Origin of the sequence: Lactiplantibacillus sp. B652, assembly GCF_023806745.1 — a bacterium.
Lineage (GTDB): Bacteria > Bacillota > Bacilli > Lactobacillales > Lactobacillaceae > Lactiplantibacillus > Lactiplantibacillus pentosus.
On sequence record NZ_JAMSKY010000007.1, the window covers coordinates 14,882 to 32,616 of the forward strand.

At 46.2% G+C, this 17,735-nt stretch carries 18 protein-coding genes; 12 read left to right on the forward strand and 6 right to left on the reverse strand.

The features are described 5' to 3' along the window. Positions 1-1,049: 1,049 nt before the first annotated feature. Positions 1,050-1,355 (forward strand): hypothetical protein, encoded by a 306-nt coding sequence (locus MZO40_RS09545; RefSeq protein ID WP_050339918.1) that lies wholly within the window; start codon positions 1,050-1,052, stop codon positions 1,353-1,355. Between the two features lie 112 nt (positions 1,356-1,467). Here MZO40_RS09545 and MZO40_RS09550 read toward each other — a convergent pair whose 3' ends face one another. Both MZO40_RS09550 and MZO40_RS09555 read right to left on the reverse strand, forming a co-directional pair. Next, the gene (locus MZO40_RS09550; RefSeq protein WP_003639902.1) at positions 1,468-1,632 is read right to left on the reverse strand and encodes a hypothetical protein; all 165 of its coding nucleotides are present in this window, start codon (positions 1,630-1,632) and stop codon (positions 1,468-1,470) included. 193 nt (positions 1,633-1,825) lie between these two features. After that, complete coding sequence (locus tag MZO40_RS09555; RefSeq protein ID WP_065674889.1) at positions 1,826-2,713, reverse strand: cation diffusion facilitator family transporter; 888 nt, start codon at positions 2,711-2,713, stop codon at positions 1,826-1,828. 139 nt (positions 2,714-2,852) lie between these two features. Here MZO40_RS09555 and MZO40_RS09560 point away from each other — a divergent pair, with 139 nt between their 5' ends. From MZO40_RS09560 to MZO40_RS09575, 4 genes are all read left to right on the forward strand, one after another. After that, positions 2,853-3,200 (forward strand): helix-turn-helix transcriptional regulator, encoded by a 348-nt coding sequence (locus MZO40_RS09560; protein ID WP_050339916.1) that lies wholly within the window; start codon positions 2,853-2,855, stop codon positions 3,198-3,200. A 120-nt stretch (positions 3,201-3,320) separates the two neighbouring features. Continuing rightward, complete coding sequence (locus MZO40_RS09565) at positions 3,321-3,959, forward strand: hemolysin III family protein (protein WP_105960726.1); 639 nt, start codon at positions 3,321-3,323, stop codon at positions 3,957-3,959. Between the two features lie 375 nt (positions 3,960-4,334). Beyond that, entirely contained in the window at positions 4,335-4,643 is a 309-nt protein-coding gene (locus MZO40_RS09570) for a multidrug efflux SMR transporter (RefSeq protein WP_252133245.1), read from the forward strand. Positions 4,644-4,659: 16 nt separating this feature from the next. Then, entirely contained in the window at positions 4,660-5,043 is a 384-nt protein-coding gene (locus MZO40_RS09575; protein WP_105960724.1) for a multidrug efflux SMR transporter, read from the forward strand. Between the two features lie 154 nt (positions 5,044-5,197). On the opposite strand, the gene MZO40_RS09580 is transcribed toward MZO40_RS09575, so the two are convergent. Next, positions 5,198-6,322 carry a vitamin B12 independent methionine synthase gene (locus MZO40_RS09580; protein WP_105960723.1) on the reverse strand — a complete coding sequence of 375 codons (1,125 nt, stop codon included), beginning with the start codon at positions 6,320-6,322 and terminating at the stop codon, positions 5,198-5,200. A 452-nt stretch (positions 6,323-6,774) separates the two neighbouring features. Between MZO40_RS09580 and MZO40_RS09585 the strand changes: the two genes are divergently transcribed. Then, positions 6,775-7,818, forward strand: coding sequence for an AI-2E family transporter (locus MZO40_RS09585; protein WP_105960722.1), 1,044 nt, complete (start codon positions 6,775-6,777; stop codon positions 7,816-7,818). A gap of 122 nt (positions 7,819-7,940) precedes the next feature. On the opposite strand, the gene mazE is transcribed toward MZO40_RS09585, so the two are convergent. Beyond that, on the reverse strand, positions 7,941-8,156 hold the full coding sequence (gene mazE, locus MZO40_RS09590; RefSeq protein ID WP_088770565.1) for a type II toxin-antitoxin system PemI/MazE family antitoxin: 216 nt from the start codon (positions 8,154-8,156) through the stop codon (positions 7,941-7,943). A 206-nt stretch (positions 8,157-8,362) separates the two neighbouring features. Between mazE and MZO40_RS09595 the strand changes: the two genes are divergently transcribed. The 3 genes from MZO40_RS09595 (at position 8,363) to MZO40_RS09605 (ending at position 10,432) form a co-directional block, all read left to right on the forward strand. Beyond that, positions 8,363-8,524 (forward strand): hypothetical protein, encoded by a 162-nt coding sequence (locus MZO40_RS09595; protein ID WP_157685989.1) that lies wholly within the window; start codon positions 8,363-8,365, stop codon positions 8,522-8,524. A 390-nt stretch (positions 8,525-8,914) separates the two neighbouring features. Further along, the gene (locus MZO40_RS09600; protein WP_252133246.1) at positions 8,915-9,646 is read left to right on the forward strand and encodes a hypothetical protein; all 732 of its coding nucleotides are present in this window, start codon (positions 8,915-8,917) and stop codon (positions 9,644-9,646) included. Positions 9,647-9,790: 144 nt separating this feature from the next. Then, entirely contained in the window at positions 9,791-10,432 is a 642-nt protein-coding gene (locus MZO40_RS09605; protein WP_050339934.1) for a GNAT family N-acetyltransferase, read from the forward strand. 67 nt (positions 10,433-10,499) lie between these two features. Here MZO40_RS09605 and MZO40_RS09610 read toward each other — a convergent pair whose 3' ends face one another. Beyond that, positions 10,500-12,542 carry a KUP/HAK/KT family potassium transporter gene (locus tag MZO40_RS09610; RefSeq protein WP_003639894.1) on the reverse strand — a complete coding sequence of 681 codons (2,043 nt, stop codon included), beginning with the start codon at positions 12,540-12,542 and terminating at the stop codon, positions 10,500-10,502. A 513-nt stretch (positions 12,543-13,055) separates the two neighbouring features. On the opposite strand from MZO40_RS09610, the gene MZO40_RS09615 reads away from it, so the two are divergent. Both MZO40_RS09615 and MZO40_RS09620 read left to right on the forward strand, forming a co-directional pair. Beyond that, entirely contained in the window at positions 13,056-14,234 is a 1,179-nt protein-coding gene (locus MZO40_RS09615; RefSeq protein WP_252133247.1) for a hypothetical protein, read from the forward strand. After that, the gene (locus MZO40_RS09620) at positions 14,224-14,829 is read left to right on the forward strand and encodes a hypothetical protein (protein ID WP_252133248.1); all 606 of its coding nucleotides are present in this window, start codon (positions 14,224-14,226) and stop codon (positions 14,827-14,829) included. The genes MZO40_RS09615 and MZO40_RS09620 overlap by 11 nt, the downstream gene beginning before the upstream one ends. A gap of 133 nt (positions 14,830-14,962) precedes the next feature. Here the strand turns inward: MZO40_RS09620 and MZO40_RS09625 are convergent, their stop codons facing one another. Then, on the reverse strand, positions 14,963-16,384 hold the full coding sequence (locus MZO40_RS09625; RefSeq protein WP_105921004.1) for an amino acid permease: 1,422 nt from the start codon (positions 16,382-16,384) through the stop codon (positions 14,963-14,965). Positions 16,385-17,189: 805 nt separating this feature from the next. Here MZO40_RS09625 and MZO40_RS09630 point away from each other — a divergent pair. Continuing rightward, positions 17,190-17,660: a hypothetical protein gene (locus tag MZO40_RS09630; RefSeq protein ID WP_105960720.1), complete on the forward strand. Its 471-nt coding sequence runs from the start codon at positions 17,190-17,192 to the stop codon at positions 17,658-17,660. The last annotated feature ends 75 nt before the right edge of the window (positions 17,661-17,735 follow it).

Here is a 17,735-nt window from a genome sequence, read left to right on the forward strand (position 1 = left end):
ACTGCGCAATTTCAAATACGAGTCTTCTTCTAGCCCGGGGACCCCACCCGGACAAGAAGAATTTCGCCCTTGAGCATTGTCAGCCAGCCCCTACAGTCGGGAACCCGCTCGAATGGCAGATGAACGGCCACCTATCTGGGTACAATTGACCATTGAATATAGGTGAGAGGACTTTCAGGCAGACCTTTTGAATTGGTATCGTTGATGCTTTACGACATTTGAGTACTGAGAAGATTGCCCAAATATGATTCACTATATTTAACAGACACTAGTCTTGAATTCATTCGATACAATTACTTTCATTTAGAGTGAAAGATTTTGCCATATCAGTCAACTAGCGAAAATTCAGATAAGTTCAGTGAAGCTGCTGATTCGAAAAGTTAAAACATGGATAAAAGATTTTAGCTATCGTTAGAACCAGTCTGACAGTCGAATGTCAAAATGACCTTGTATCCAGGAACCAACGATTGATTCAACAAAAAGTTGGGTTCGCACATGTCCGCCTTTCGAATAGGATCCCGGCTGGAAGGTATTCTGGGCAAGGCCCAGTGCTTCTCAGAGTGTGAGGTTCAGACGGGTTGGGACTGAGGATTAGCCTAGCTAGAGCGTTAAGCGGTGCATTTCCGCTTGGCGTTCTGGCGTAGCTAACCGGAAGTTCCAGTCTGACCAGAACACGTTTCATCCATATCGCAGGCAACGTGAAAGACCAGTATTTAAGACGTGGGTTGTCGGCTTAAATCTGTGTCCACCACGTCACGGCCATTGCCCAGAATGCCTGGAAGTCGGCGTAGGACGAGCCTATCACTGAATGTTTACGGTAACTCGCACTATTTCCAGCGCCCCTCAGCTGGTAGCTCTTGAACTTAGAAACTAGCATGATTTAATCAGCTTTAATGCTAAAGAATAACTAGCATAACGCGTGTATGTATAAAATGATTACTAACACTCAGATATGCAAAACCGGTGTGATGATGATCTAATCGGGGTTTGATTAATGGCGATAATTAATTCGATAAATTATGATTACTATAAGAAGGGAGGAGCTCGACATGCTATTGAAATCACCACTCATGATTGCAATTTGTATCGTTATCCTCGTCACGTTGATTGGGGTTCAGCTCTGGTTTCCGGCGAGTGCCTTTGTTCGGGGGCTGAACAAGTATAGTGGGCTGATTATGATCATCGTAATCATTGTTACCGTGGTGGTTACCAATCGCATGATTCAGCCACCCCATCAGCTCGTGACGGTGGACCTGCCGGCAGGAGTGTTAGTGTTAGGCTATGGTTATAGCTGGTGGCATCGGCGTAAGCAGAACCAGTCTAAACAAGTCACGCAACACAATCGTTCAAAGTAGTGCAGCTTTGGTAGTTAATTACGGAAAACAAAAACAGGCCTCAAAAGTGGACAAAATCTGCCGTTTTTGAGACCTGTTTTGATTGGATTCACGTTCACTTGTCGTTCGCTAGTTACCGTGTTGCCAGCGTATCTGGTAAGAACCACATCGTTATCAAGCCAAGTAGCCAAGCGCCTAAGAAGAACGTCATGGCAGCGGGTAATTGATAGCCCAGTACCCATTGGCATAATAAAATCAATATGATAATGATTCCGATACTTCGATTCAGTGTGCTCATTGCGGTCCCCTCCCAGTTGCGTCGTTATCCCCGATTTGTAAATAATAGTTAAATTATATAATGGCAGCTGCATTTTGTGCTTGAATGTGCGTTAATGTATTAATTTAACGTACGAACGTTGCGTGAAAGAGTGACAAACACAAAACGATACCGGTAATGTTGCGGTATCGTTGCAAAATCGTTATATAATGTCTTAAATCGAACTATCAGTGGTTTCATAGTCCACCTTTCCCAGTTCAATCTGAATCGTGATGTGGGTCAACGGGAATTGAGCGCTGAGGTCCTTGTTGAGTTGTTCCAAAAACGCGTTATTGTCGGCTAAAGTTGACCGGCAGAGGTGTACGGTCATCGCCGTTTCCGTCGTGCTCATGCCCCAGATGTGTAAATCGTGAATCTGGTTGACCGTGGGTTGGCTCGTCAAATAATCGGCGATTGCTTGGCGGTCAACGTTATTGGGGACGGCTTCTAGGGAGTAATTCATCGCGTCCCGTAATAGCCCCCAAGTCCCAACGAGAATCACGATTGCAATCAGTAAGGAGACGACTGGATCAAGCCAGAACCAGCCCGTTTGTAAAATGATGAAGCCAGCAATGACCACGCCCACGGAGACACCGGCGTCAGCGGCCATGTGGAGGAAGGCGCCCTTGATATTCAAATCGTGTTTTTGACCCTTCATGAAGAGGAGGGCGGTGAAGCCATTGATGAAGACGCCGACCGCTGCGACGATGATGACGTCCCACTCCGCAACCGGCCCTGGATTGCTCAAACGCTGAATGGCCTCGACCGAAATGGCCCCGATTGCGACGAGTAAGAAGACGGCGTTAAAGAGGGCCGCTAGAATCGACGAACTCTTGTAACCGTACGTATACTTGTCATTTGCGCTTTTCTGACCTAGCCACAGTGCGAGCCACGAAATGAGGAGTCCTAAGACATCGCTCAAATTATGCCCGGCGTCTGCGACCAGTGCCAATGATCCGCTCGCAAAACCGTAACCGGCCTCCAAAATGATGAAGGCGGAATTGAGGGCGACCCCTAATTTGAAAGCGCTGGTTTGTTGTTGGATCTGATGACTATGGGTCATATGAATCACCTACTTCTCAGTTGATTTAATGCGGTTAATCGCTATAATTTAGATATGAATGAACGGACATATGAATGTCTGTTCATGTGTATTGTAACACGCTTACATGCCCAACTCAATCAGAAATTGGAGTTTTATGATGGAAAATGAAATGCAACATGATGCGATTGTCAGTCGGTTGAATGAACTGATTCCACCGACTGATGAATTAAACCGAATTACCGCAATCTTTAAGGCGTTAGGCGACCCGACTCGCGCCAGAATTCTTTACGCACTAGCGGTTTCGAAGCTAAGTGTCGGTGAGCTGGCAACTGGGCTCACGCTGACACAGTCGAATGTGTCTCACCAATTAACGGTCCTCAAACAATTGAAGTTAGTTGTGGGGACTCGCAGCGGGCGCAATGTCCATTACCAACTAGCCGATAAACACATTATCCGAATTTTTCAGCAAGTTGCGGCACACGCAGAGGAAGCGGCGGATGAATAAGCAATATTCAAAGTGCTTATGAAAATAAATTCAGATTACCTAGTTTAGTAGACTAGATGTATTGATATTTACACGATGTGATGGTATGCTAGTGTCAACAATAAATATGAGGTGATCAACATGGCACAGTCGGCGCGGCAGTATCAAATAACTAACGAGGTCTTGAACTCAGTGACCCATGGTGTGGGGATTATTTTAAGTATCGTGGCGTTTGTTTTTCTGATGCTTAAAGCCTACGCGGATGGTCAATCCCTGGAATGGGCCGCGTTTATCATCTACGGGTGCTCACTGTTCGTGCTGTATACCTGTTCGACGTTGTTTCACAGCTTGTATTTCACGCGGGCGCGCGAAGTCTTTCGGATCTTCGACCACAGCGGCGTTTATATCCTGATTGCGGGGACCTATACGCCTTATAGCTTGCTGGCAATCAAAGGTTGGCTCGGGTGGACGATTCTAATAACGATTTGGGTGCTCGCCATTGCGGGGATTACCGTCAATGCCATCTGGCCGGGACGGTTGAAAAAAATCGAAACTGTGATTTACGTGTTGATGGGCTGGATGTGCCTCGCTGGTGGTCGCCAGTTGTGGACGCACCTAGGCGTGACTGGCTTCTGGTTGCTCGTTGCCGGGGGCGTTGCGTTTACCTTGGGGGCATTACTGTATAGCTTTCCACACATCAAATACCTTCACGTCATTTGGCACCTATTTGTCATGATTGGCACGACGCTGATGTTTTTCTCGATTTACTTTTATATTTAATCAATCAGATTCGTGGTCGGCCGGCTTGCGGATGAAAAGCCCTAACCGGCATCTTTTGGGGGATGCGGTCAGGGCTTTTTTTAGCTAAGCTAAAATCAGTAATTTCTGCCTAGATTACAGAAAATACGAACCACATTAGACAAGTTCTTTAACAAAAGTCATTCCTAATCGAATGGCTTTTTTGCGTTCACCACCAAATCAGGCGCCCTTTTCGGTCAGTTGGTTTGTTAATAACAAGATGAGATAAGCTAGCGGCAGAGGCGCACATTCAATTTGTCATCAAAATGTAATCAGCCAGGCGTTCCTTTTGATTGCGTTTTGAAATAAATTTCCGTAGAATGGAAGGACAGCGAAATTTTTAGTGAGGTGATAAAGATGGCATACGGGTTATTATTTGGTGGCATTTTAATGGAAGTTTTCGGGAGCTTTTTCTTAAAGCGCGCAAACGGTTTTCGGAACTTGATACCCACGTTAATGGTTTTAGTCGGGTATTTTAGTTCGTTAGTCCTCGTGACGTTTGCAATGCAACGCCTGCCGTTAGGGGTGACGTATGCCATGTGGGCCGGTCTGGGGACGTTTACGACCGTTGTGTTAGCGGTCGTGGTCTACCGGGAACGGTTGAGTTTGTCGCGTTTAAGCGGCTTACTTGCGATCGTGATTGGAGCGATTTTACTGAACATTTAAATACAAGGGGGAATTGATGATGCGTGCATGGATTCAATTAGTTATTGCAATTGGCGTTGAAATTGTGGGGACCAGCTTGTTGAAGTTATCGGCTGGATTTAAGCACCCCTTGGTTGGGATTCTAGGCATGTTGCTGTACGGGTTAGCGATTTTTAGCTTTTCGTTAGCGCTACGCAAGATTCCGCTCAGTATTGGTTATGCCATTTGGGCCGGGGTTGGTACAGCCGTCACGGGTCTCATTGGTATTTGGGCGTTTGGGGAAGTCTTGACCGGCTTGAAGACGCTCGGATTTATGGCAATTATTATGGGGGTCGTTTTGTTGAACAAACCACTCAAGGCCCCTCAAACGGCCCCAACAACATCGCGGACAGCGCGGTGGCGGACTCGTTATAATCGATAAAAATTAAAAAAGACCGAGTATCGGGCTTGCTTTGTGTGTTAAAGCAAGCGACTGATACTCGGTCTTTTAAAATGATTCAGGTTTAGGCACTGCATAAGGCTCCCATCGACTGCATATGACGGAGAACCTTGATTGCTCGGGCTGAACGCAGTACTTAGTCGATTGACCAGACTTCCTTGGCCGTCCCGATGACTAAGGCGAGTTTGGCCCATTGTTGTGCTTCAGTCAGTTGGTTGCCTTCTTCAGTTGAGGCAAAGCCACACTGTGTTGATAACGCCAGGTTACTTAGAGGCACCTTAGTCGTTGCCTCTTGGAGGCGGACTTTAATATCGGCGGTCTTTTCAAGCTCTGGGAATTTGGAAGTGACGAGCCCTAAGACGAGCCGTTTGTGAGCATCGTGATTCCAAATCTGGTCCAGAACTTCGAAGCCCCCGGCCCGTTCATTGTCGTATTCCAAGAATAGGCCGTCGTAATTGAGTTGACCTAAGTAGGGTGCAACGACGTCATAGCTACCTGAGAACAGGTAGGTGGACTTGAAGTTGCCCCGGCAGATGTGCGTCGTGACGGTCAAATCAGCCGGTAAGTCAGCTAGGGCCGCATTGATCACGGTGACCGCGTCGTTTGCCCACTTAGTATAGGTAGCGTGGTCGGCATCTGGGTCGTTGAGCTTGCTAATTAGGAAGGCCCAAGTCGTATCGTCGAGTTGGATGTAGCGACAGCCCAGGTCATAAAAATGCAGAATCGTTTCATGGTAAGCTTGGGCGAGATCCGTTAAGTACGCGTCCCAGCTGTCATAGAATTTGGACCAGTTATCACTGCGGTTGTCACGGAAGAGCATCGTGGGTGACGGAATCGTTTGTTTGGCCAAGACGCCTTCTGGGACGATCGATTGCAAGTATGAAAAGGCATCGAAGAAGGGGTGGTCAGGATTGTAGGCGACTTTGCCGATGAGCTCAGCGTTGTCCGTACGGGTATGGTCGCCCTTGAACTTGTAGCTTTGGTGGTAGTCATATTTGCCGACACCGGTTAGGCCCCAGAGAAAGTCCAAGTGCCACCAGCTACGAGAAAATTCACCGTCAGTGACAGCTTTGAGGCCTAGTTTGACTTGTTCGTCAACAATCCGTTTGATTTCGGCATGTTGAATTTCGAGTTCTTGTTCAGCAGTGATTTCACCAGCGGCTAATTGTTCGTGGGCTTTTTTCAAGCTAGCGGGGCGTAATAAACTGCCGACGACGTCAAAACGGAATGGTGCGGTTAAAGTGGTTGTTGTGGTTGTCATAAATCATCAGACTCCTTAAATTTAGTTGTGGGAACGAAAAAAGCGTCGTCCTGAATAATCAAATTATCCAGGACGACGCTGGGCCGTGGTACCACCTGAGTTCTAGACTAGCGAACCAGTCTACTCGAGACAACTGCCGAATGATAGCGCAATTGCTAACGAAGGTAACGGTTGTTACACCGGCACTGGTTCATGTTCAGACGCTGAGCACTCACCAGAACGAACTAGGGAACCAGACCATCTTCATTGGTTGTGCCGATACCGTTTCACCACCCCGGTACTCTCTTAACAGCGACGCCAACTACTCATCTTTTAATCGTTCTTTAATTATTGTCACCTATCATACTGGTAATTATTTTAAATGTCAAATTTAATTTAAAGCGGGGATGGATGAGTATGGTCCGCTTCGTGCCATGCTATAATGGCAAGTAACATGCGATTGGGGGCAAACTATGGATAGAATCATTCGATTTTTCAAGCGGGACGATGTCGATTTATACTTAACGTTGGCGTTGTTGATCATCATCATTTACTTAATGCGCGGCTTTGCGACGGTCGTGCTCTTAACCACGATTTTTGCGTATTTGGGGGTCAAACTCAGTCGCTGGCTGAATTTGCACACGCATCTGCCGTACTGGATTGCTGTGATCGTCGTCTATGTTGGAGTGATTGCGCTGTTCATTGGGGCACTCTCATACGCCGCTCCGACCTTGGTTGACCAGTTAAAAGTCATTCCTGATATGATTTCGCGGGCAATCACGCACCATCCCGTACTTAATAAGAATATAGATAAGTGGGTCAATCAAGCCATTCATAGTAGTGAGCTCATCCAAAATGGTAAGTCGTTGCTAGTAACTGGTATCAAGGGCTTAAGCGAAGTGGGGACTGGATTTACCCATGTCTTAATGGCCATTTTTTTGAGCTTTATTTTCGCCGTTTCGCGGGGACGGATGATGGTATTCGGCCGCCAATTCTTACAATCCAAGTTCAAAAAGTTCTTCGCTAATGTTTATTATCTGACGCATAAGTTCGTGATGATTTTAGGCCGGATTATTGAAACGCAGTTGGTGATTTGTACGATCAATACGATTCTGATGACGATTGGCTTCATGATTATCGGGATGCCAAGTATCATGGTGTTGTCGATCATCGTCTTTATCCTAGGCTTAGTGCCAGTCGCCGGCGTCCTGATTTCGATGGTGCCGCTCACCTTGCTCGGATTTGCGTCGGGTGGCCTGATTCGGGTCGTTTGGATCATCGTGCTGGTTATCTTGATTCACGCCTTCGAATCGTATTTCTTGCACCCACGGCTAATGGCGGACCGGACCGACTTACCGGTCTTCGTTACGTTTATCACGCTGATTATCATGGAAAGCCTACTGGGTGCTTGGGGCTTGATTATTGGGATTCCAATCGTTTCGTTCTTCTTAGATATTTTGGGCGTGCAGAATTCTGAACCGCGGCGGGTGACGTCGAGTAACAAGTCAGCATCATGATGGGTTTAAATCAATCTGAAGAATCAATTGGATGTTAGTCGTAGTCCAATATTAACTTTCTGATAGACAGAGGCTGCTAAAACACTTTAATATGATGTCTTTTTACTTTGGCAAATCAGTCATTATTCGACCTCATTCCAGTCAACATCAGGCCACGCTTCAGTCATTGGCTGTTTTGTGGGACCAGTATAAGGATTTTCAATACGTGGTACGAGTGTATATGATTCCCCATCTTTGGCTGGGATGAGTAACCAGCGTTGACCTTCTTTAAAACGTCCGTCTTTAGGTAGACTTAATGCCAATGAATTGCCGAGGCTAACTGTTTTTATCTCAACCATGTCAGTACCTCCTGTTAGTAAATATCTTCTTGGTATCACAAATATAACACGTGAATACCGGACAGCGTAGTTAAAACGATTGTGATAACTAGATGATGAGCATATGATTTATGAATACCTTTGAAATCGTACATCCGCGAAGTTGACCATTCATCGATTTGTGCAAGCTTACGAAATGTAATAATTTTAGTAAAGGAGCTGTTTTCATGAATGAAACAGTCAAGAAACAAAAACGATTGCAAGTTAATGTTTCACCCGAATTAGCAGAACAGTCGCAAAATATCTTTCAGAAACTAGGCTTAATAACACAGGATGCCTTAACGATCTTTTTTAAAGCAGGTCGTTGCGACAAAGGAAATTCCATTTGATATCCAAATGACAGCCGAACAAAAAAGTACAATGAATTTACGGGATGCTGTTAGCAAATTGCCAGTTCAGAAATTGCGGACTAAGCAAGACGTTGCAGATTGGCTCAATGAAGAAGACGCTGACTATGAATAATGGAGAAGTTGTGGGCGTATAGAATTCCGACCGCTGCGGGTGACGTCAAAAGTTAAATAATTATAGGTTACTACCTGCTGGGCGTTAATTGAAAAGGCGCTATGGAGAAGGTTCTGGGCGGCTTTTTGTATTGGCATCAGCTCATCTGAAGAGCGATTGAACAAGTCGTAATTGGATAATAAAAACGGCGTATCTGTTATTCGATGCTGAGCTGGGTGATTCTGCTATAATGAGTAAAAAGTAAATGGAGCGGCGTAATGAAGCAAAATGATGAACGGTCTAAGCTCGAAACAATGCATGAACTCGACTTTAGCAGATATGTGAGTCGTCACGATGTTGGACAAAAAGCGTTGAATAAAACATTGCGTAGAGCCTTTTTGCAACAGGGACAACAAGTGTTGGTGATTGGTTCAGCTAGTGTCGAAAAGGCCAGGGTTGTTTTGTGTAATCTGCACCAACTGGAACGAACCTACGCAACACACTTTGTCCGAATTGAGATAACTAAATCCACAACCGTTGAACGCTTTATTGCGGCTGTTTCGATTCAGTTGGGCTTCGCGCGTTCAACGCGAACAATGACGACACTGGTGGCAGAGCAGAAACTGATCGCTAATGTTCAGCAATGGTCGTCATCAGCTGGTACTGAGTCAAAAGTGGTGACGGAACCAGTTACGGAACGGTATGTTGGCACGGATGATTTCAAAATTTTAGAAGAGATTTTATTTAATCGCAATACAATTCTAGTAATTGATGATATTGAAAATTTATCAGCTGACGCTCAGGGGCTGCAAGCTAAGTTAGCAGAACTTGCTAAGAGCATGTCCAATAATGCTGTTGATTATGAAGATCCATATGCAAAACTCGTCTTTATCGGTACTGTAACGACTGCTGCAGAACTTCGGCAAGTAGTTCAATCCCTGCAGGCAGCTCTGATTCCGATAACGACTTTGTGCATTAGCGGAAGTAACCAGCTTAATCAGCAATCATAAGCATTCTCGGTCGTGTTAAAAAACACTAGATTAATCCATGGCGACACACTGCCGTGAAACTTTGATGCGCCTATCCGAGCAAGCGGCCGTTTCAACTCATCGGAAGTTCGTACTCAACGACCTGTGGAGGAAAGTGAATTGAACATAGCTAAAAATATCGTTATTCGTCAGGAACAACCGAAAGATTATCAGCAAGTCGAACTACTGACACGTCAGGCTTTTTGGAATTTATATGAGCCGGGCTGTAGTGAGCACTACTTAGTGCATGTGATGCGGTCGCATCCAGATTTTATTGCCGCACTAGACTTAGTGATGACGATTGACGACCAAATCATGGGTAATATCATGTATACGAAGGCGCGGTTAGTAGCGGCCTCTGGCGATATTAAGCCTATTTTGACGTTTGGCCCTGTAAGCATTGCGCCGGAATATCAGCGGCAAGGGTTCGGCAAGCAGTTACTGAACCAGTCGTTCAAGATTGCCAAACAGCTCGGCTACGATACAATCGTTATCTTCGGTATGCCCAGTAATTATGTTGCTCGCGGATTTGTGAGTGCTAAGCGTCACCAGATTGCAACGGCGGATGGCCGTTTTCCGGCCGCAATGCTGGTAAAAGAGCTAGTGCCAGGTTGCTTGAAAGGCCAGTCATGGACCTATCATGACAGTCCGGTCATGGCAATCGATGCCGCTGAAGTTGAAGTGTACGATCAACAATTTGAACCGTGGGCAAAACGCTGGCAGCCTAGTCAAGAAACCTTCAACATTATCAGCCATGCAACGCTATAACTTGATCATGATTCACAAAAGCTAGCAATCAAGCGCATTAATTGCCTTTGATTGCTAGCCTTTTTCATCAGGATTTAGTTGAATGTTTCTGCGGCGTCCGGGCGTGTCGAACCGTCAAGTTAAGCAGGGTGGCGTCCGTCGCTGGCTTGGTGAACAGCGGAATCGTTTCTTCCAGCACATCACTAAAGGCGAGGCCGTACCAGATGGCCGGTGACGGGGTGATGTTTTGCAATAAGACGCGTCCGCCAATCATTAGTCGGTCAAATTGACTCATGGTCGGGTTGCTGGCGAGGTCCATGATTTGTTGATTTTGGACGACAAACTTGAAATCCCCGACTTGCCGCGGTTGTGTAATGCCGTAGCGTGAATATTGGGGGTCGATACTGTGGTCCGCAATCAAGTTAGTGACGATTTGTCGTAAATAAAGGTTGATATGCTGGGATTTACGGAACCCTAAATTGAGCTGTACTTCCACAATGTTGCGTGTTCCAAGCATATCGACGCTGTAGCTACAGTCATAGGGCCGGTTCGTTTCGTTGATGGTGATAAACCAGTAGACTTTGGCGCGTTTGGGCCGCTTGTCTAAAATGGAGTACAGAATCGAACGCTTGACCCGGTGCTGGTGGTCGACCTTTGCCAAGTAGACTAGGTTAGTGGCGAATAGCGGCAGATGGTCATCGTGACTTAGTGCGATGAGCTGATTGCGATAATCCAGCAGACTGATTTGCTCGTTGGCTTGGTTGTAACGCAACCGCCGGCGATTACCGAAGAACCAGACGACCATGATTAGAAAAATCACGAGCGTTAATCCCAGTGTCAGATAACCACCATGTACAAACTTACGCAAACTGGCAGCTAAAAAGACCGTTTCCAGGGCTCCAAAGCCGCACAAGAGGGTGAGCGATAACGCGCGGTGGCCCTTCATATGAATCCATTGACTGAGCAAAATGGTCGTCATCAACATCGTTAACGTGATGGCCAGGCCGTATGCCGCTTCCATGTGGGCCGAGGTCTGAAATAGCCAGACGATGCCCAGGGTGACAAGACATAGTAGCCAATTGATTGCGCCGATGTAAATCTGGCTGCGCACATTGCTCGGATGTTTGATAATCATGCGTGGTAGGAATTTTAAACCAACCGCTTCGTCGACTAGTGTGTAAGAGCCTGTGATCAGCGCTTGTGAGGCAATAATGGCCGCAATGGTCGCGAGGACGATCATCGCGATTTGCCCCCCAGCAGGTACCATTGCGTAAAATGGATTGACGTCGGTGGCGTTACGCCAAGCAGCGGCCTGATAGTGGTTGAGCATCCACGCGCCTTGACCGAGATAGTTCAGAATCAGCGTCGTGTAGACGAAGGGCCAGGTGGCGTCAATGTTGGCCTTACCCACGTGCCCCATGTCAGAGTAGAGTGCTTCCGCCCCAGTCGTGGCCAGAAAGACGCTACCGAGAATAAAGAGCCCCATTTTATTGGCTGGGCTAAAGAGGACCTCGATCGCGTACAGTGGTGAAAAGGCCTTGAGAATCATTGGCGCCTGACTAATGTTGATGAGGCCAAAGAAGCCGATGACCGTAAACCAAATTAACATCATTGGACCGAACGAGCGACCGACCACGGCGGTACCGAAACCTTGAATCATGAAGAGCACGAGCAAAATACCGGTGACGGTCAATGGCACGAGCCACGGATGCAGCGAAAAGGCGCTGAGATTAGGGAGCCCTTTCAGTCCTTCAACGGCTGAAGTCACTGTCACAGCTGGCGTTAAGGTGCCATCAGCGAGTAACGCCGCTCCACCAATCAAAGCGACAAAAATCAACCATTTGGCCCGATGCCGAACCAGCGCGTAGAGAGCAAAGATGCCGCCTTCGTGGTGGTTATCGGCCCGCAATGCAATTAAGACGTATTTGACTGTAGTAATCAGCATCAGGGTCCAAAAAATCAGTGAAACACTCCCGATGACATAATCAGGCGTTGCGTTTTTCAACTGGCCCGCATCGTTAATCAGGGCGTTCATGACATAGAGCGGCGAGGTCCCAATATCGCCATAGACGACCCCGAGGGTGATTAACATCCCAATTAATGAACGCTCTTGAATCCGTTGCTTGCGCATGAGTGATTGACCCCACTTCCATCTAGAATGTGACTCATACTATACTAGCTTTTGACCAAAGTGGGTAACAAGACAGACTAAAACTTGCTTAGGTTAACCAATTTTAGTGCACGTTTCGTTAGGTGAACTTTGATTCGGGGGATGGCGCCGAAAATATAACGGACAGCGGACGCCGCTAATAGGCTACTGTTATTGGAATTCTGAGTCGCGACACTTGGAATTTGGACAATACTGAAAATGCGGTGTTGTATAAAATGTTTTTATTGATTGACATTTAATGTATTAATAATATGTGGCATGAATCAGTCAAAAAGCATATAATCGATTTTGATGTGATTAACGGCTCTAGCATGACATTCTGTCTGAATTGGTGTCTTGAGTACGGTTAGGAGCAGCCTTTAATATGATTAATTTCATATTTATTGGAGGCCGGGATAGTTGATGGTGCGGATAAGCCCCCCTTCAGAACATCGTGACTTCGAACTATTATTAGGTTGTGGGGAGAGAAAGAAAATGTCTAAGAATCGAACGGCTGTCACAATACTGACGCTAGCAACGCTAGTTTTGCTCAGTCCGTTATTACTTAATCAGCACGCCATCTTAGGTGTTGATGGGTATTTTCAATATAATCGAATTTATGAAGCAGCAATGCAAATAAGGCACGGTAATTTTAGTTTTATCAACCTTTATTCATTCCAGCAAGCTGGCCGGGTCGTGAATAGTTTGTATAGTCCGCTGATTACATACTTGGCAGGTGCGTTACTGCTATTACTTGGAACGTGGTTTAAATTTCAGCTGGTTAGTAATTTTCTACTGTACTTTACCAGCGGTTATCTCATGTATCGGGCGGCACAAAAGTTGCACCTACCGAAGAAGTTGTCGATTTCGTTGGGCGTTGTCTTTTTATCGTCAAATGCGGTCTATGGGTTTATTCTAGGAACCACGTGGCGGACGGTCGCACTGGGCTTGTTACCGATGTTCGTGGGCCCCATCATTGACTTATACAAAGGCGAATGGACGCTGACTAAAATGTTGAAACTCGGCGTGATGGTCGGTTTTTTCGCGCAATTTCAAGTATTGACGATCGTCCTCTTTTTACCATTTCTAGTGCCATTTGCGGTCCATGGATTGTTGTGCACTAAATATCGTATCGATTCACTGCTAAACCTAATGGCAGGGGCGCTGTTTGCGGTTATTCTCAGCCTGAATGCGTTATTGCCGATACTGGAAGTATATCGGGGTAACACGCTGATTTCGCCGGTTGCGATGGATTTGGTTGATAATGCTAGCAAGATTCTCCAGCCGCTTTATACCGGCGTAGAATCTAGCAGTGATATTGTCTTAACCGTGATTGTGTACACGATGATTGTTGGGCTGATTTTGTTTTGGTCGCAATTAAAACCCTTTACCAAGCTGTTCTCAATTACGGCGCTGGTCTATGTCATTATAGGGACGGCGTTGTTTCCTTGGGATTTGGTTCAAAAGGGCCATGCCGGTATTGCAGTCCTACTTACAGATGCCTCGTCGAATCTCGTTAGCAGGAACGCCATTTTTAATTGTCGCCACTGTACTGGTCTACTACGAAGCAGCACGGGACACGGAAAGTCAATCACTGAAAAAAGGCGTGATGGTTACCGGGCTGGTCTTGGGTGTGCTTTCGTTAAGCTTATGCACGCAAAAAGTGGCACATAATGTTCACTTTACAACGCAGGAGACCACGTCACTGGCGGATGGACTGCATACGCCAAAAGTTAACGTCCATTCCAAATTAACACGAATTAGTCAGTTACAGCCGGCCTTTCATACGCGGGATTTGAGTGTATTGATTGCCCAAGTTGATCGGACAACACCTGACTATGTGCCCGTCACGCATAAAATTGCTAATCTACCGGCAGTTTACTCGCAGGTTTATCGCCAGTACACGCAAAAATTCTCAGCGCAACGCCAGCATTTCAAATACAAAGTCATTCATAAAGGCATCCAAGTGAGCTGGAACGCCAAGCATGCTAAAATGCGTGAATTACCGGTGACGGCGTATAAACGGACCGTTTTGACCCTAAACGGCCGTCGAATCAATGCGGCGCAAATCAAGCATCACTGGGTGGGCAACATTTCGATTCAACAGAAGGTCGGTCGCAATGTCCTGACGATTAGCTATGCGGATAGCTTCATCACGAAGCTGGGCGACTTTATGGCTGAGATACTCTGGCTAGCGATCGCCGTTTTACTGATTTTAGCGAAGCTTCCAGACTGGCAGCGCATACGAGTTAAAGCGACTCAAGTTTAATCACTGAATCGCTTCGGCGGATGTCCGTTTTAAAGCGGTGAACCGAACTACTGTCATCGAACTAATACAACAAACTAGCGGTCACATTCCATGCATACGTGCATTGAACGTGACCGCTAGTTTTAGTAAATCATTAGTTATCGTCAGTTGCCGTGGCTTTCAATTGTGAATGCTTGACCGAGTAACTGAAGTAGACGACCATCCCGATGGCTAACCAAACCACGAAACGAATCCAAGTGACGGGTTTCAAGTTGATGAGTAGGAAGACACAGCAGATGATTGACATGATTGGAACGAACGGAACCCAGGGTGTCTTGAATGGGCGCCGCAAATCTGGTTGCGTTTTACGTAGCCGCAAGATGGAGAACGAAACTAGGGTAAAGGCCGTTAAAGTCCCGATGTTGACCAATTCTGCTAGGTCAGCTAACGGGATGAAGCCACCCATGATTGCGGCAATCGTTCCAAATAAGACGGTTGATTTGAGTGGGGCCCCGGTCTTCGCGCTGATGTCGCTGAAGACGTGTGGTAATAGGCCGTCGCGCGACATTGAGAACGAGATACGAGTTTGACCATACAGGCAGACCAACATGACGGTGGTCATCCCAAGAATGGCGCCCAAGTCGATGATGCCCGCCATCCAATTTTGACCAGAGTAGATCAAGACGGCTGAGATTGGATGGTCGATGTATTTCGCGAAAGTTTCAAAAGGCACCACGCCGGTCATAATCGCAGAAACGGCGACGTAGAGCACGGTACAGATCCCGAGTGAGAGCAACATCGAACGCGGCAAAGTCTTAGACGGTTCCAAGGTTTCTTCCACACTGGATGAAATCGCGTCGAAGCCGATAAAGGCGAAGAAGACACTGGAAGCCGCGCCAAAGACGCCTTTGAAGCCGAATGGCAGTAGTGGGTGCCAGTTGGCTGGTTTGACGAACCGCACCGCCGTGAAAATGAATAACAAGACCACCGCCAATTTGATAACGACCATGATGTTGTTGACGCGTTTAGTTTCCTTGACCCCCAGCGAAAGTAAGATGGTGATTAAAATAATAATCGTAAACGCTGGTAAGTTAAAATAGCTGGTCACGCCCGGAACAGAACCGGCCGCGGCAGATAATGCGGTTGGTAGCTTCAGTCCAAAGCCGGCTAAAAATGATTGAAAATAACCTGACCACCCAGCGGAGACGGTCGAAACAGCGAAGAGGTATTCTAGCATCAAGTCCCAGCCAATTACGAAGGCCACGATTTCACCTAAAGTCGTGTAGGCGTAAGTGTAAGCTGAGCCACTTTCGGGAACCATGGCCGCAAATTCAGCGTAGCAGAGTGATGCAAACAAGCAGGCAATCGCCGCTAAGACGAAGGAAATCATGAGTCCTGGACCGGCCGTCAAAGCGCCAGTTCCAGTTAAAACGAAAATCCCAGTCCCAATGATGGCACCAATCCCCAACATGGTTAGATCAAAGGTTTTGAGCTCTTTTTTGAGCGGACTGTGATAAGTGGCTAACATGGCATTAATATCTTTTTTGCGGAGTAGCCGCGTGTGTGATAAATCCATAATCATCGCCCCATTTCGATGTGATGGCTTAAGTTTAATTGGTTTTGATAAAGTTGCGATGGTTAATCTGACTAAAATAAATTTTGTGGTAGGTGATAGTAGCTAAAAATCAGATAATTGGACCTAATGACGCAAGCTATGGCAGCTGAACGTGGATTGTCTGACTAATCGTGATTAATTAGCCGTAACCTGTAACACTGATTAAACCGGTGTTATTGCGCATACGTTAGGGGTGGTATTTCTGACGGTTAACTTACCTTTGGTTGGGACTGTTAGTGGTCATTGGTTGAAATAAGGACATTTTTGACGAGGATGATTATCGGTAGTTGGGTATAGTTGCGAAAAATGGACTTCAAGGGAGTACATTGTGCTTTTAAAGCATGCTATGACGATTGTTTCCATGAATAAACTGGGATTATGATTATTCTGGCACTATTTCGATTAATTAAATTCGAAAATTAATTTTTTCTATATAGGAAACAGGTTGTGATAGATAGCTGTCACTCATATGGGATCGCAGGTTCACTACTCTGCACGCCTATCGACATAAATTCACTTATTTCGAGTATCGAATTGATTGCAACTTTACCATCAATGAATGCGACTGATCGCCATTATTTAGTGACAATGGATTGGGGGTTTGCTATGTTTGTTGTATTTAAGGGGGGGACACGATGAATTTTAGTCAATCTTCAAAGCTGCTTACAACCGTCGAATTACTGGGGAGCCCCGTGGATGGGATTTGTTCATTCATCGCACCGACAACATTGTCGAACTTATTTTACGAAATTGGTAGGTCATGACCATGTTTTCAGCGCATAAAGTGAAAATCATCGCGGGCATTCTTATTTTAATTTGCTTGATTGTCGGTTTTCGCGTATATCAGTATGTTCATGGTCTCAATCAGGCAAGGACTGCAGTAACCACGATGTTGAAAAGCAGTCCATATCGCGCACGGGTACCGAGAAACGCCATGTACAAAGTCAGCTCGGGTTCTTTTAGTGTCAGCGATTGGTATGAATGTACCTTTGCAACCAACAAAACGTTAACGGAAAGCAAGAAGTATCTGCAGTTTTTTTCGCTACCGCAAAAGAAGCTAACACTCAAAAACTGCCCAATCGTCTACCGTGTCATCGTTAGACCGCCAACTAAGAAAATCAAGCATTGGACGGGCAAAGTTTATCTCGATACCAATCAAGTATCCAGCACTTCTGCCCGCTCGCTTTATGTTCACAATCTAAATGGGCTGTCTGTACATAAATTATCGGCTCCGTAGCTAATGGGGGCACATAGCATCGACTGAAAAGGGCCTCAAGCTAAGCGCTGACTACCTCAAATGTATTCGTGAGAA